15 protein-coding genes are annotated in these 14,224 nt (G+C 73.5%); 7 read left to right on the top strand and 8 right to left on the bottom strand.

Annotated features, from left to right (window positions below):
* Positions 1-71: 71 nt before the first annotated feature.
* The 4 genes from VFJ21_00545 to ssd are packed head-to-tail and all read right to left on the bottom strand — an operon-like array spanning position 72 to position 3,923.
* Positions 72-830 carry a type II secretion system F family protein gene (locus VFJ21_00545; protein ID HET7405611.1) on the bottom strand — a complete coding sequence of 253 codons (759 nt, stop codon included), beginning with the start codon at positions 828-830 and terminating at the stop codon, positions 72-74.
* Positions 827-1,666 (bottom strand): type II secretion system F family protein, encoded by an 840-nt coding sequence (locus VFJ21_00540; protein HET7405610.1) that lies wholly within the window; start codon positions 1,664-1,666, stop codon positions 827-829. The genes VFJ21_00545 and VFJ21_00540 overlap by 4 nt, the downstream gene beginning before the upstream one ends.
* A complete protein-coding gene (locus tag VFJ21_00535) occupies positions 1,663-2,832 on the bottom strand; it encodes a TadA family conjugal transfer-associated ATPase (protein ID HET7405609.1) in 1,170 nt (389 codons plus the stop codon). Before VFJ21_00535 ends, VFJ21_00540 begins: the two co-directional genes overlap by 4 nt.
* Entirely contained in the window at positions 2,829-3,923 is a 1,095-nt protein-coding gene (ssd, locus tag VFJ21_00530; GenBank protein HET7405608.1) for a septum site-determining protein Ssd, read from the bottom strand. Before ssd ends, VFJ21_00535 begins: the two co-directional genes overlap by 4 nt.
* Before the next feature lie 404 nt (positions 3,924-4,327).
* On the opposite strand from ssd, the gene VFJ21_00525 reads away from it, so the two are divergent.
* Both VFJ21_00525 and acs read left to right on the top strand, forming a co-directional pair.
* Positions 4,328-5,143 (top strand): HAD family hydrolase, encoded by an 816-nt coding sequence (locus tag VFJ21_00525; GenBank protein ID HET7405607.1) that lies wholly within the window; start codon positions 4,328-4,330, stop codon positions 5,141-5,143.
* Between the two features lie 35 nt (positions 5,144-5,178).
* Positions 5,179-7,164 (top strand): acetate--CoA ligase, encoded by a 1,986-nt coding sequence (acs, locus tag VFJ21_00520; protein ID HET7405606.1) that lies wholly within the window; start codon positions 5,179-5,181, stop codon positions 7,162-7,164.
* Here acs and VFJ21_00515 read toward each other — a convergent pair.
* The gene (locus VFJ21_00515; GenBank protein ID HET7405605.1) at positions 7,161-8,378 is read right to left on the bottom strand and encodes a cation:proton antiporter; all 1,218 of its coding nucleotides are present in this window, start codon (positions 8,376-8,378) and stop codon (positions 7,161-7,163) included. The genes acs and VFJ21_00515 overlap by 4 nt on opposite strands.
* Before the next feature lie 129 nt (positions 8,379-8,507).
* Here VFJ21_00515 and VFJ21_00510 point away from each other — a divergent pair, with 129 nt between their 5' ends.
* The 3 genes from VFJ21_00510 (at position 8,508) to VFJ21_00500 (ending at position 10,397) form a co-directional block, all read left to right on the top strand.
* Entirely contained in the window at positions 8,508-8,945 is a 438-nt protein-coding gene (locus VFJ21_00510) for a phage holin family protein (GenBank protein ID HET7405604.1), read from the top strand.
* Between the two features lie 76 nt (positions 8,946-9,021).
* A complete protein-coding gene (locus tag VFJ21_00505; protein ID HET7405603.1) occupies positions 9,022-9,849 on the top strand; it encodes an alpha/beta hydrolase in 828 nt (275 codons plus the stop codon).
* Complete coding sequence (locus VFJ21_00500; GenBank protein HET7405602.1) at positions 9,834-10,397, top strand: DUF309 domain-containing protein; 564 nt, start codon at positions 9,834-9,836, stop codon at positions 10,395-10,397. The genes VFJ21_00505 and VFJ21_00500 overlap by 16 nt, the downstream gene beginning before the upstream one ends.
* Before the next feature lie 55 nt (positions 10,398-10,452).
* Here VFJ21_00500 and VFJ21_00495 read toward each other — a convergent pair whose 3' ends face one another.
* Positions 10,453-10,899: a DoxX family protein gene (locus VFJ21_00495; GenBank protein ID HET7405601.1), complete on the bottom strand. Its 447-nt coding sequence runs from the start codon at positions 10,897-10,899 to the stop codon at positions 10,453-10,455.
* Positions 10,900-11,011: 112 nt separating this feature from the next.
* Between VFJ21_00495 and VFJ21_00490 the strand changes: the two genes are divergently transcribed.
* Positions 11,012-11,446: a MarR family winged helix-turn-helix transcriptional regulator gene (locus VFJ21_00490; protein HET7405600.1), complete on the top strand. Its 435-nt coding sequence runs from the start codon at positions 11,012-11,014 to the stop codon at positions 11,444-11,446.
* A gap of 43 nt (positions 11,447-11,489) precedes the next feature.
* Here the strand turns inward: VFJ21_00490 and VFJ21_00485 are convergent, their stop codons facing one another.
* On the bottom strand, positions 11,490-12,707 hold the full coding sequence (locus VFJ21_00485; protein HET7405599.1) for an acyl-CoA dehydrogenase family protein: 1,218 nt from the start codon (positions 12,705-12,707) through the stop codon (positions 11,490-11,492).
* Between the two features lie 80 nt (positions 12,708-12,787).
* On the opposite strand from VFJ21_00485, the gene VFJ21_00480 reads away from it, so the two are divergent.
* Positions 12,788-13,435: a TetR/AcrR family transcriptional regulator gene (locus VFJ21_00480; protein HET7405598.1), complete on the top strand. Its 648-nt coding sequence runs from the start codon at positions 12,788-12,790 to the stop codon at positions 13,433-13,435.
* Positions 13,436-13,448: 13 nt separating this feature from the next.
* Here the strand turns inward: VFJ21_00480 and VFJ21_00475 are convergent, their stop codons facing one another.
* Positions 13,449-14,147, bottom strand: coding sequence for a YrzE family protein (locus tag VFJ21_00475; GenBank protein HET7405597.1), 699 nt, complete (start codon positions 14,145-14,147; stop codon positions 13,449-13,451).
* Positions 14,148-14,224 lie beyond the last annotated feature (77 nt).

The following is a 14,224-nucleotide window of genomic DNA, read 5'->3' as shown; positions in this document are numbered from 1 at the left end:
GCAGCTCATCTGTGGAGAGCGGGACGGGCACTCCACAACCCAGCCGCGGCACCGGGGGCGCCGTAGACCCGTCAGACCATCGAGCCGACCAGGCCCCACACGATGGGGACCACCCCGACGAGCACGAACGCGGGCAGGAAGCAGACCGTGAGCGGGCCCACCGCCCAGACGCCCACGGCCCGCGCCGCCCGCTCGTAGTCGGCCCGGACCTGCTCGCGGTGGCGCGCGGCCAGGGCGCTGACGACGTCGGCCGACGGCGCCCCGGTGCGACCGGCGCGCATCAGCGTCCGGGCCGCCGGACCGACCACGTCGTCGCCGGCCAGCGGACGCCAGGCCTCGACCGGCCCCGCCCCGAGCCGGAACGCGGTGAGCGCGGGCATCAGCCGCGCGCCGAGCACCGGGTCGACAGCACCGATGACGGCGTCGAGGGCAGTCACGACCGGTAGGCCCGACTGCAGGCAGGCGGCCAGCAGGTCGAGCGCAAGCGGCAGCTCCGAACGCAGGCGCCGCGCGTCGCGGACGGCGCCGGCCGGCGGCAGTCGTGCCAACCAGCGACCCGCGAGGAGGGCGGCCACCGCTCCCGCCAGCACGCCCGCCGCCCCGCTGACGACGAGGGCGACGCCGAGCCCGGCGGCCGCTGCCGCGAAGAACCGCGAGCGGGTCGACAACATGGCGTCGCGCCGGACGGGCCGTGCGACGTCGAGGCGCTGGGCCGCGTGCTGCGGCGGCGGCCGCAGACCGGCGAGACGCCGGCCGGCGGGCGTCGCGTCGCGCAGAGCCAGCGCGACGGCCGCGCCACCGAGGACGGCCGCCGGCAGCGCGCCGGTCACGGCGCCACGGCCCGGTGTGCGAGCCACTCCAGCCAGTAGTGGCCTGCCGCGGCGAGCCCCACAGCGGTTGTGCAGAGCAACGCACCCCACCCCGTGTGCAGCAGCAGCTGCCCGGGGTGCGCACCGATCGACGCCGCCATGCCGACACCGAGCAGTGGCAGCGCCATCAGCGCGCGTCCGGTCGCACGCGGGCCGGCCAGCTGGGCCTGCACCTCGTGCCGCGTGCGCTCCTCCTCGTCGAGCGCGGCCGCGACGGCCACCAGGGCCGGCGACAGAGCGGCGCCGGCCTGCGACGCCACGGTCCAGGCAGCTGCTATGGCCGTCAGTCCCCCGGCGCCGGGCAGCTCGGCGTTGGCCCGGAGGACCGGCGCGGGGTCGTGGCCGAGTGCGGCAACGCCGGCGGCTTCCTGGATGCCCGCCCGCAACGGGCCCGCCACCTCGCCCGCCGCGGCCAGCGCCACCCCCAGCGGCTGGCCCGCCCGCAGCTCGGCAGCCAGCGCCATGGCGACGTCGACCGCCGCGGCCCGCCGAGCGGACTCCAGCGCAGCCTCTCGACGGCGAAGCAGGCCCCGCGCCCCGACCGCCGTCGCCGCAGCGGCGAGTGCCCCGACGACCGGACCGTCGACGATCGTGGCGACGGCGGCGGCAACAACCACGGCCACCCAGCAGCGCGGCGCCCGGGCCCAGCGCACGAACAGATCACCCGCGCCGGCGGGCGAGATCGCCGCCCGCGGGCCCCGGACGACGGTAGTCACGCGCTCCAGCGGCCACGAGCTGGTCCACACGGTGATCGCAGCCGCGACGAGCAGGCCGGCGAGTAGTGCCCGCTCGCTCATGCCACGACCCGGCGGCGCAGCATCGCCCGCAGCAGCGGCGCTGCCGCACCCTCGACCAGTCCGTCCGGACCGTCGGTGAACGCCGGGAGCGCGACGACGCACCCGTCGGGCCCGCGCTGCAGCACACAGATGTCGGCCAGCCTCCGCCGGCCGTCCGGACCGCGGGTCAGGTGGACGACCACGTGCAGGGCGACGGCGAGCTGGCTGTGCAGCGCCTCGCGCGACAGCCCACCCGCGGCGGCCAGGGCCTCGAGCCGCGCCGGGACGTCGACCGCACGGTTGGCGTGGACGGTGCCACAGCCACCGTCGTGACCGGTGTTGAGAGCCGCCAGGAGATCGACGACCTCGGCGCCACGGACCTCGCCGACGACGATGCGGTCCGGTCGCATGCGCAGCGCCTGTCGCACCAGCACGGCGAGCGTCACCGCGCCGCTGCCCTCGACGTTGGCCGGCCGAGCCTCCAGGCGTACGACGTGGGGGTGCGTCGGCCGCAGCTCGGCGGAGTCCTCGACGAGCAGCAGGCGCTGGCCCGGCGGCACCAGCGAGAGCAGCGTGCTGAGCAGCGTGGTCTTGCCGGTGCCCGTGCCGCCGCTCACGACGAAGGCGAGCCGCCGCGTGACGATCGCTTGCAGGAGTGCCGCGCCGGCGGGTGAGACCGTGCCCGCGTCGCCGAGCTGGTCGAGGGTGAAGGCCCGCCGCGGCGGCACCCTCAGGGACAGGCAGGTGCCGGTCGGCGAGATCGGCGGGAGCACGGCGTGCACGCGGGTGCCGTCGGGCAGCCGGGCGTCGGCGAACGGCGCGGCGTCGTCGAGTCGCCGGCCGCACGCCGCGACCAGTCGCTGCGCAAGCCGCCGCACCGCCGCCTCGTCGGTCAGCGTCACCTCGGCGCGCTCGAGACCCTGGCCGCGGTCCACCCACACCTCGTCCGGCGCGTTGACGATGACGTCGGTCACCGCCTCGTCGTCGAGCAGGACCTGCAGCGGGCCCGCGCCCACCGTCTCGGCCCGCAGCTGACGCAGCGCGGCGAGCAGCGCCACGTCGCCCCGGGTGCCCGCCTCCTGCCGCACCGCCCGGGCCACCCGCTCGGGTGACGGCTCGACGCCCTCGTCGGCGAGCCGCCGGCGCACCCGCTCGACGAGGTCGCCGACCTCCAGGGCTGCGCTCACGCCGCTCGGCCCGCCTCGTCGAGCCCGCGCAAGAGCCTCGCGCAGAAGTCGGCCAGCGGGCCGCGTCGGCGGCGGCCCGGCGGTTCGCCGACCTCGAGGGCCTGAGCCAGCCCGGGCTCCGGGCGCAGCTCCCCGGCCAGCGGCAGCCCGAGCACCTGCGCGACGCCGGCCCCGTCGAGGCCTGCGGGTGACGGGCCGCGAACGACCAGCTGCAGGTCGCGGCACCGTCCGGTCACCCGGGCGCAGACTCGAGCCGCGGCCGCCGTCGCGCGCACCTCCGCCGGCACGACGAGCAGAGTGGCGTCGAGTCGCGGCAGCACCACCTCCGCGGCGGGGTCGTCGTGTCGCGGCAGGTCGACCACGACCAGATCGCTCGCGCGCGCCGCCGCGTCGAGGACGGCGGTCATCGCGGCCGGCGGGATGGCGAGCGCATCGCCGCGGTCCCAGGACAGCACGGCCAGCTCACCCACTCGGGGCAGCGCCTCCCGCAGTGCGGCACCGTCGACGCGGCCGCTCGCTCCGGTGAGCTCGGGCCAGCGCAACCCCCCGGTGTCCTCGCCACCCAGAAGCAGATCGATGCCGCCGCCGAGCGGATCGGCATCGACGAGCGTCGTGCGCCGTCCCGCTCGGTCCCCGGTCACCGCCAGCGCGCAGGCGAGGGTCGAGGCACCGGCGCCGCCGCGCCCGCCGATGACGCCGACGACGAGGCCGTCGGCGGCCGGCCCGTGCAGCCGGTCCGCGGCGTCGGCGAACAGGTCGATGAGCCACTCCTCTGCCGCGGGCATGCTGCCGACCCGGGCCGGGGCCAGCGTGACGGCGGAACGCCACAGCTCCTCGTCGTCGGCGCGGGCGACTACGACCACACGCTCGCGGCGAGGCAGACTCGCCGCCGCGGCAGCGGCGACCAGGTCGCCACCCACCACGACCGCGGTGGCGGCAAGCCACAGCGGTCGCGCGGCGCCGAGGTCCGCGACGACCGTGGTCTCGATGCCAGCGACGGCCGCGAGCCGGACGAGGTCGTCGAGCAGCTGCTCGTCGGCGGTGACGAGCAGAGGGCGGTTGCCTGCGGGCGGGGCGAAGGCGGCGGTCACGGCACGCTCCAAGGTCGGGACTCGACCCGAACGATGGCCGCAACCGGTGCAGCGGCGCAGCGGCGTCGTACGCCGTTGTGGACGACGAACGCCACGTCCACAGGGGCCGGACCCGACAGCAGACGGCGGCCGGACGCGGGCGGCCGGCCCGGGACAGCAGACGACCCCCGTCGGGGGGGGTGACGGGGGTCGTCTTGGACAGATCCGACTCCGGGGGGGACGAGCCGAATCCGTGCCCATGCGAGCGCACCCCCTCGGGTGCACCCTTGCGAAGACGACTGCCCGCCCCTCGCAGGGACCAAACCAAGCTATTTCCAGATTCTTTCCGACTCCGGACACACTGGTACAAACAGGTGGTTTCCGGCCAGAGAGACGCCCCGCCCTGCTCCCCTATGCTCGCTGCCATGGACAGCCCGCCTGCCTCCGCGCCGGCGGCCGCCTTCTTCGACCTCGACAAGACGATCATCGCGAAGTCGAGCACGCTGGCGTTCGGCAAGCCGTTCTACGCCGGCGGCCTGATCAACCGCCGCTCGATGCTGCGAGCCACCTACGCGCAGTTCGTCTACCTGGTCGGAGGCGCCGACGCGTCGCAGATGGACCGGATGCGCGACTACCTGACCGCACTGTGCGCCGGTTGGGACGTGCAGTTGGTCCGCGACATCGTCGCCGAGACCCTGCACGAGATCGTCAACCCGCTGATCTACGACGAGGCGGCGTCGCTCATCGAGGAGCATCGAGCCGACGGGCGCGCCGTCGTGATCGTGTCCAGCAGTGGCGAGGAGCTGGTCGGACCGATCGGGGACCTCGTCGGCGCCGACCAGGTGGTGGCGACCCGCATGGTGGTCCACGAAGGCTGCTACACGGGCGCGATCGACTTCTACGCCTACGGCGAGGAGAAGGCGGCGGCGATCCGTCGCCTGGCAGCGGTGCACGGCTTCGACCTTGCGGCCAGCTACGCCTATAGCGACTCGGTCACCGACGTCCCGATGCTCGAGGCGGTAGGTCACCCCTTCGCGGTCAACCCGGACAAGGGGTTGCGCCGGATCGCGGTCGATCGCGGCTGGCCGGTCCTGGAGTTCCGCCGGCCGGTCACCCTGCGCGACCGCATCCCTCGGCTGCCGCCGCCGCCCGGTCCGCGCGTCGGCGCGGCCGCCGTGGCCGGTGCCGTCGCGGTCGGCGCGGGGGCGGCGTGGTACGCCGTACACCGTCGACGTACGTGAGCGTGTCCCCACAGGCACCCAGCGGAGGAAGCCCGATGTCGGAGCAGCGCGATCCCACCCTGTCGGCCCTGCTGCACGAGACCCGCCGGTTCGCACCGCCGGAGGACCTCGCGCGCGCGGCCAACGCCCAGCCCGGCATCTACGCCGAGGCCGCGGCCGACCCCGTCGCGTTCTGGGAGCACCAGGCCGACGCGCTGACCTGGGACCGTCGGTGGGACACCTCGTTGGTCTGGGAGGCGCCGTTCTCGCAGTGGTTCGTCGGCGGGCGGCTCAACGCGAGCGTCAACTGCGTCGACCGCCACATCGCCGCGGGGCGGGGCGACAAGGTCGCCTACCACTGGATCGGCGACGGCATGCGGGACCGGCGCACGATCACCTACGCCGACCTGCACCGCATGGTGTGCCAGGCCGCCAACGCCCTGACCGAGCTCGGCGTCGGCGACGGCGACCGGATCGCGATCTACCTGCCGATGATCCCCGAGGCGGTCGTCGCGATGCTGGCCTGCGCCCGCATCGGCGCGATCCACAACCTGGTCTTCGGCGGCTTCTCCGCCGACGCGCTCAAGGGCCGGATCCTCGACTCGGACGCGACCGCCGTGATCACGGCCGACGGCGGTTTCCGCCGCGGCGCGCCGAGCGCGCTGAAGCCCGCTGTCGACGAGGCGCTGCAGGACTGCCCCGGGGTGCGCCACGTCCTCGTCGTACGCCGCACCGGGCAGGACGTCGCCTGGACCGACGGCCGCGACGTGTGGTGGCACGAGATCGTCGACCGGCAGCCGGCCGCGCACGAGCCGGCGTCCTTCGACAGCGAGCACGTGCTCTACATCATGTACACGAGCGGGACGACCGCGAAGCCGAAGGGGATCTTCCACACCACGGGCGGCTACCTGACCCAGGTCGCCTCGACGCACCGCCTGGTCTTCGACCTCAAGCCCGACCGGGACGTCTACTGGTGCGCGGCCGACATCGGCTGGGTCACCGGCCACAGCTACATCGTCTACGGGCCGCTCGCCAACGGCGCCACGTCGGTCATGTACGAAGGCGTCCCGCACCCGGGTGACAAGGACACCTGGTGGAAGATCGTCGAGGACTACGGCGTCACGATCCTCTACACCGCCCCCACCACGATCCGCACGCTGATGAAGTGGGGCACCGGCCCCCTGGAGGCGCACGACCTGACCAGCCTGCGGGTGCTCGGCAGCGTCGGCGAGCCGATCAACCCGGAAGCGTGGATCTGGTACCGCGAGCACATCGGCGGCGGCCGTACGCCGGTCGTGGACACCTGGTGGCAGACCGAGACCGGCGCGATCATGGTCACCCCGCTGCCGGGCGTCACGGCGGCGAAGCCGGGCGCCGCGATGACCGCCTTCCCGGGCATCAGCGTCGACGTGGTCGACAACGAGGGCACGCCGGTCGGCAACGGCGGCGGGGGCTACCTGGTCATCACCGAGCCGTGGCCGGCGATGCTGCGCGGCATCTGGGGCGACGAGCAGCGCTACCGCGACACCTACTGGTCGCGCTTCCCCGGCATCTACTTCGCCGGCGACGGCGCCAAGAAGGACGACGACGGCGACCTGTGGCTGCTCGGCCGGGTCGACGACGTCATGAACGTCTCCGGCCACCGCATCTCGACCACCGAGGTCGAGCACGCGATCGTCGGCCACCCCAACGTCGCGGAGTCCGCGGTGGTCGGTGCCAACGACCCGACGACCGGGCAGGCCATCGTCGCCTTCGTCACGGTCCGCGAGGGCGTGGCCGACGACGAGGCGCAGGGCGAGGCGTTCGTCCAGGAGTTGCGCAACCACGTGGCCAAGGAGATCGGCCCGATCGCGAAGCCGCGGCAGATCCTCATCACGCCGGAGCTGCCGAAGACCCGCTCGGGCAAGATCATGAGGCGGCTGCTGCGCGACATCGCGGAGAACCGTCAGCTCGGCGACGTCACCACGCTGCTCGACCCGACGGTGACCACGGCCATCCAGCAGCGCATGACCGCCCGCGGCGCCGAGGAACGCGAAGGCTAGGCCTCCGGCGACGGGGGACGCGATCGCGCCGGACCGCCCTGCGGGACCGGCGCTGCGTCGCCGGGCAGGAACCACTTGGCGATCGGCACGTCGGTCGAGGAGTGCAGCACGATCGACACCGCGATCGCCATCGCGATCAGCTCGAACATGCGGGTCGCGTGCACGGCGTTGGACTGCAGCACGAGCAGGCCGTAGGTCACCGAGGCGAACCCCTTCGGTCCGAACCACGCGGCGGCCGCGAACTCCCGTCGCTCGAGCCCGCCGCCGTACAGCGAGATGCCGATCGAGACCGGACGTACGACGAACAGCAGCAGCAGCGCGAAGCCCCACGACACGAAGGGGTCGACCGTGAACAGCGACGTCGTGAGCAGCGCGCCGAAGACGAGGATCGCGGCCAGCTTGAACAGCTCGGAGACCAGCTCGCCGAAACGCTCGAACGAGGCCCGCGCCGCCGGGCTCACCGAGGCGACGGTCGAACCGGCAGCGAACGCCGCGAGGAACGCGTTGGCCTGGGTCTGCTCGCAGATCGCCAGCACGAGGATGCCGATCGCGAACGCGTTGAGCGGCTGGTAGCGCTCTGCGGCGCGGAAGAACGCCAGCGCCTCGATGCGCAGCATGACGAGCGGTACGACGATGCCGACGATGACCCCGAGAGCGAGCTCCCCCAGGACCTCGAGCGTCGAGGTGTGCCTGTTGGTGGACACGACCGACAGCAGGATCAGGACCACCGGCAGCGCCAGGCCGTCGTTGAGGCCGCTCTCGACGTTGAGCAGGTGACGCAGCCGCCAGGGCACCTCCTTGCGGCCGACCAGGGCCGCCGCGAACACCGGGTCGGTCGGCGCGAGCACGGCCCCGACGAGCATCGACTCGTTCCAGTCGAGCCCGGCGAGGTAGCGGGCGAAGACCGCCGTACCGGCGAACGTCAGCGGCATGCCGAACAGCAGGGCCCGGCCGGGCAGCCGCCAGGCCGACCGGAGATCGCCGGCGCCCGCGTGCATGCCGTCGGTGAAGAGGATCGAGTAGAGCGCCAGCGTCGAGAGCGTGATGACGATCGGGTCACGCGGATCGAGGTGCACGGCATCCACCGCCGCGGGCCCCGCGACGAAGCCCGCGGCCAGGAAGAGCACCGCCGTGGACAGGATCGAGCGCTGCGCGGTGCCGCTCGCGAGCACGCCGAGCACGAGGGTTGCCGCGAACACGAGCAGCAGCTCCACTCGACCCCTTTCGCCCGGCCGTCGCCGGCGCGCGCCATAGTGTGCGTCACCCGATCCCGCCGCGCGTGTCGCGCCGAGGGGCGCCGGGTAGCCCGACCTGCAGTGCAGGTGACCCTACGGGAGGACCGGATGACGCCGCCGCTGGAGGAGCAGAGCCTCGGCACGCTCGTTGCCGGAGCCACCCGCGACCTGTCACAGCTGATCCACAAGGAGATCGAGCTCGCCAAGACCGAGCTGCGTGAGGAGGCCATGCGCGCCGGCAAGGGCATCGGCCTGCTCGGCGCGGCCGGCGCGATGGCGCTGCCGGCCACCCTGCTGCTGCTCACGGCCTGCGCCCTCGGCATCTCCTACCTGGGCGTGAGCCTGGCCATCGGATTCCTCTGCATGGGCGGCATCCTCGGGGTGATGGCGGTCGGCCTGGCCGGCCTCGGCGTCAAGAAGATGGTCAAGGTTCGCCCGCCCGAGCGCACGATCAAGACCGTGCGTCAGGACATCGAGTGGGCGCGGCACCCGACCGTGGCGCCCGCGCCCGACAAGATGCCCGAACGGGCGATGAACATCGGCTAGCGCCAGCGCGGCCGACGTCCTCGTCGAGGGGCCGTGGGCCCACCGCGAGGTCAGCGCCAACGGCATCCGCTTCCACGTGGCCGAGCTCGGCTCCGGCCCGCTGGTGCTGCTGTTGCACGGGTTCCCGCAGTTCTGGTGGGCCTGGCGCGAGCAGCTCGTCGCGCTGGCCGATGCCGGGTTCCGCGTGGTGGCGCCCGACCTGCGCGGCTACGGCGCCAGCGACAAGCCGCCGCGTGGCTACGACATGTTCACCCTCGCCGGCGACGTCGCGGCGCTGGTGCGGGCGCTCGGCGAGCCGGCCGCGGCCGTGGTGGGGCACGGCCAGGGCGGCGTCGTGGCCTGGACCACTGCGGCGCTGCACCCGGCCGTCGTACGCCGGCTGGTCGTGGTCGCCGCACCGCACCCGCTGCGCATGCGCACGGCCGTCGTCACGACGCCCGGCGAGCAGCTGCGCGCCGGCGCGCACCTGGCGCTGTTCCAGCTGCCGCGCTACCCGGAGGCGTGGCTCACCCGCGACGGCGCCGTCAACACCGGCGCCCTGATCCGCTCGTGGAGCGCTCGCTCCGGCTGGCCCGACGACGAGGCGCTGCGCCGCTACCGCGAGGCGATGCTCATCCCGGGCGTGGCGCACTGCGCGATGGAGTACTACCGGTGGGCCGGTCGGTCGCAGCTGCGGCCGGACGGACGACGCTTCGCCCGCGCCGTACGCCGACCCGTCGACGCGCCGACGCTGGCGCTGCACGGCCGCGACGATCCCTACGTGCCCGCGCGATTGGCGCGCGGGTCCGGGCTCTACGTCCGTGGGCCCTACACCTGGCGGGAGATCGAGCAGGCCGGCCACTTCCCGCCGGAGGAGCAATCGGGGGCCGTGACCGCCGAGCTGCTCCGGTGGCTGACCACATGACCGATCGTGACCGCGACCCGATCGGCCGCCCGCGCAACGCCCGCCCCCGCGACGCCGCCGGTCGGCCGCTGCCCCACGGCGCGACCGACGCCGGCCGGGAGCCTGACGAGCCACTGCCGGCGGCCGAGGCGCTGCGACGCGCGGCCGGGCTGGTGGCCGCCGGCCTGCCGTTCCGGGCTCACGAGGTGCTGGAGGCGGTGTGGAAGGCCGCCCCCTCGCGAGACCGGCCGCTGTGGCGAGGGCTCGCGCAGCTCGCCGTCGGGCTCACCCACGATCAGCGCGGCAACCCCGCCGGAACCGGTGCCCTGCTGGAGCGGGGCGCCGCATCGCTCATCGAGTGGTGCGCGCAGGACCGGCCCGGCGCCGACGACGTACGCCGCATCGCCGAGCGCGCCCGGGCGGCGGCGGCGACGCAGGAGGCTCAGCCGTCGGAGGCGGGCAGGCCGAGCGCCCGGTCGAGCTCGCCCTCACCCAGCTTCTCCGCGGAGTTCGCCGCGATCATGAGCTCGCTGGCGAGCTCGATCTCGGCGAGCGCCTCCGGGTCGTAGCCCTCGTCGGAGCGCGCCGCCGGCACCACCGGCCGGTCGTCGCCCGCGGTCACGGTCAGTCCCCGGCCCGGGTGGCGAGCCGCCGGGCCTTGTGCGGCAACGACTCCCGGCCCCCGGTGTCGACGACCATCGTCATGAGCCCGCCGAGGATGGCGAAGTTCTTGAGGAAGTGCATGAGCTGTCCTTTGCGCGCCGTCGAGTCGCTCTCCTCCCAGAACCGGTGCCCGGCGACGGTCGTGGGCAGCAGGCTGCCAGCGAGGACGAGGGCGGAGACGCGCGGGAGCCGGCCGGTGGCGAGCATCAGCGCGGCGACGATCTTCACGGCCGCATCGATGCGGGTGAGCTGCTCCGGGTCGAGCCCCTCCAGGCCCGCCTGCTTCGCGACCGGCTCGATGACGGCCTCGGCCTTCTGCGCCTTGGGCCCGGGCTTGCGCAGCGTGTCGATGCCCCCGACGACGAAGATCCCGGCCATCAGTGGCCGCGCAAGGCTTCTGACGATCATTCGAGCTGTCCTTCCCGCGGGCGGTCACCCCGTGCACTACCCGTAACCAGCCGAGTCATGAGAGGCTTCGGCGTCACCGTGTCCGGCTAGGTCATGAGAGGGATTCGGCGTCGTGAGCGTACGACGGCTGACAGAGCGCGACTTCGCGGACCTCCTCGCGTTCCGCACGGCGCTGCGCCGGTTCGACCGGTGGAGCGAGGGGCAGGCGCGCGCGGTCGGGCTGACCCATGCCCAGCACCAGCTCCTGCTGGGCGTGAAGGGTCACGACGACCCCCGCGGACCGACGATCGGCGACGTGGGTGAGTACCTGCTGCTGCGCCACCACAGCGCCGTGGAGCTGGTCAACCGGGCGGAAGCCGCGGGCTACGTGGAGCGGATGCGCGACGAGCGCGACGGTCGCGTCGTACGCCTCCGGCTCACGGCTCTGGGCGAGGACCGCCTCGAGCGGCTGACTCAGCTGCACCTCGACGAGCTGCGCCACCTGGCGCCCATGCTCGAGCACCTCGCCGCAGAGGAACTCACCGAGGGCGACGGCTCGGTCGGCTAGGCCGGGTCGAGCTGCGGGCCGGCCGTTTGCGGCGTGACCGCGGCTACTCGATGCGCATGCCGGAGATGGCCCGGCTGATCACGAGCCGCTGGATCTCGCTGGTGCCCTCGAAGATCGTGTAGATCTTCGCGTCGCGGTGCATCCGCTCGACGGGATAGTCGCGGGTGTAGCCGTTGCCGCCGAGGATCTGGATGGCCGCGTCGGTGACCCATACCGCGGTCTCGCCCGCGAAGAGCTTCGACATCGAGCCCTCGGCGTTCTCGAACGGCACGCTCTGCCGGGCCATCCACGCGGCGCGCCAGACCAGCAACCGGGCCGCGTCGATCGCGGTCTTCATGTCGGCGAGCTTGAAGGCCACGCCTTGGTTCTGGATGATCGGCCGGCCGAACTGCTCGCGCTGCTTGGCGTAGTCGAGGGCGTACTCGTAGGCCGCCCGCGCGATGCCGACCGCCTGCGCGGCGACGCTGGGCCGGGTGCGCTCGAAGGTCGCCATCGACGGCTGGGAGCGGCCGGTGCGCTCGCCCTCGCGGGCCCGCTCGAGCCGCTCGTCGAGCTTCTCCTTGCCGCCGAGCAGGCAGGCGCCGGGGATGCGGCAGTCGTCGAGCACGACCTCGGCCGTGTGCGAGGCCCGGATGCCGTGCTTGTGGAACTTCTGCCCCTGGGACAGGCCCTTGGTGCCCGGCGGCACGATGAAGCTGGCCTGCCCGCGGGTGCCGAGCGCCGGATCGACGACCGCGACGATGACGTGCACGTCGGCGATGCCGCCGTTGGTCGCCCAGGTCTTGGTGCCGTTGAGCACCCACTCGTCGGTCTTCTCGTCGTAGACGGCGCGGGTCTTCATCGCACCGACGTCGGAGCCGGCGTCGGGCTCGCTGCTGCAGAACGCGCCGATCTTGATGTCGTCGGGCGTGCCGAACATCGCGGGCAGCCACTCGGACATCTGCTCCGACGTGCCGTTACCCGCGACCGCCGCGGCGGCCAGGCCGGTGCCGAAGATCGACAGGCCGATGCCGGCGTCGCCCCAGAAGACCTCCTCCATGGCGACCGGCAGGCCGAGCCCGGAGTCGTCGAAGGACTGCGCCGCGAAGAAGTCGAGGGAGTAGATGCCGACCTTGGCCGCCTCCTGCACGATCGGGTAGGGGAACTCCTCCCGCTCGTCCCACTCGTGCGCCGCGGGCCGGATGACGGTGGCCGCGAACTCGTGGATCCACTTCTGCATCTCGCGGGTGTCCTCGGACAGCTGCAGCGAGAACTCGGCCATGTCCTGCTCCTCGTGCGACGGGGGGTCAGCGCTAGGCTGTTACTTGAGGTAACTCTCTGTCAAGACTGGTGGTGGTGACCGTGGCGGAGGTCACGTCCCCGACGGGGGCAAGTCGGTCGGCCGTCCGGCGCGAGCAGCTGCTCGCCGCGGCGGAGCGCGTGGTCATGCGCGACGGCCCCGAAGCGTCGATGAACACGATCGCCGCGGAGGCCGGCATCACCAAGCCGATCCTCTACCGGCATTTCGGCGACAAGGGGGGCCTCTACCGCGCGCTGGCCGAGCGCCACATCGAGCTGCTGCTCTCGGGCATCCGCCACGCCCTGACCACTCCGGGCCCGCGACGCGATCGGACCGCCGCCACGATCGACGCCTACCTGAGCGCGATCGAGGCGCAGCCGCAGGTCTACCGCTTCCTGATGCACCGGGCGGCCGACGAGGAGCCGGGGGTGCGCGGGCAGGTGGCGCTGTTCATGCGCCGGCTCGGCGACGAGGTCGGCGCCGGCATCGCCCGGGAGCGGGGGCGCGGACCCGAGGACGAGCCGCTCGCCCAGGCCTGGGGGCACGGCATCGTCGGCATGGTGCAGGCGGCCGGCGACTGGTGGCTCGAGAAACGGGCCACGTCGCGGGCGACGCTCGTGACACAGCTGACCGACCTGCTCTGGGGCGGTTGGTCCGATCACGGGGTGCCGGATCAGCCCGCAGAGCAGGTCGGTCAACAACGTCGGTGACCGTGGCTGACGGTCAGCGGCGGTGCCGGCCGGGCTCGACGTCGGCCGCGGCGTAGCCGGAGCCCGTGCGGTCGTGACCCTCGTCGCGGTAACCCGGGTCGTCGGAACCCGCCGCCATCACGTGGTCGTGCCGCTCGACGACGGCGGTGCGGTCGTCGGGGTAGGCGTCCATGCCCTGGCGCTCGAGCGCCGGGTGGGTGACGCGACGGATCATCGAGCCGCCGATCAGCCCGCCGAGCAGGCAGGCCGCCAGCCCGATCGCGATCGCGGCGAACGTGGCCCACAGCGGGCCGTTGCCGACCTGGTCGTGCAGGTTGGTGAAGCTCGCGTTGTCGAGGTTCAGCGTCGCGAGCCCGATACCGAGCGCGGTCGCCAGGCCCACCGTCGAGACGAGGCCCCACACCGTGGCGGAGTTGAAGAACCCCGCGACCGGGCCTCGGACCCCGGAGACGTAACCGGCGACCAGCCCGGCCACGAAGAACGAGGCGATGCCCGTGCCGGCCAGCCACCAGCGGATGTTGTCGCTGAAGATGCCCCAGCCGGAAGCGTAGCCCCAGGCGACCCACAGCGACGACAGCAGCGCCATGAAACCCAGACCGACGAACGTGCCGGAGGTGACGGCACCCCACCGGACGTCGTTGACGGCGCGCCGCGCCGCGAAGCCGGGACCGAGGTCGACCCGGCGGGTGTCGGTGATGCGGCTCTCTCTCATCGCGGTTCTCCCTGCATCCGGAAAACGCCTTCGTCCGGGGAGTACCCGATCCGGTACGCCGGAACGCCCCGATTGAC

It is taken from the genome of Mycobacteriales bacterium, from assembly GCA_035690485.1.
Lineage (GTDB): Bacteria > Actinomycetota > Actinomycetes > JAFAQI01 > DASSKL01 > DASSKL01.
Note: the sequence above shows the minus strand (reverse complement) of the source record. Positions and strands in the feature narration are given on the sequence as shown.

Coding starts and splice junctions, on each gene's coding strand:
- VFJ21_00540 (HET7405610.1), bottom strand. CDS start 1,666: ATGAGCGAGCGGGCACTACTCGCCGGCCTGCTCGTCGCGGCTGCGATC.
- VFJ21_00525 (HET7405607.1), top strand. CDS start 4,328: ATGGACAGCCCGCCTGCCTCCGCGCCGGCGGCCGCCTTCTTCGACCTC.
- acs (HET7405606.1), top strand. CDS start 5,179: ATGTCGGAGCAGCGCGATCCCACCCTGTCGGCCCTGCTGCACGAGACC.
- VFJ21_00510 (HET7405604.1), top strand. CDS start 8,508: ATGACGCCGCCGCTGGAGGAGCAGAGCCTCGGCACGCTCGTTGCCGGA.
- VFJ21_00495 (HET7405601.1), bottom strand. CDS start 10,899: ATGATCGTCAGAAGCCTTGCGCGGCCACTGATGGCCGGGATCTTCGTC.
- VFJ21_00485 (HET7405599.1), bottom strand. CDS start 12,707: ATGGCCGAGTTCTCGCTGCAGCTGTCCGAGGACACCCGCGAGATGCAG.
- VFJ21_00475 (HET7405597.1), bottom strand. CDS start 14,147: ATGAGAGAGAGCCGCATCACCGACACCCGCCGGGTCGACCTCGGTCCC.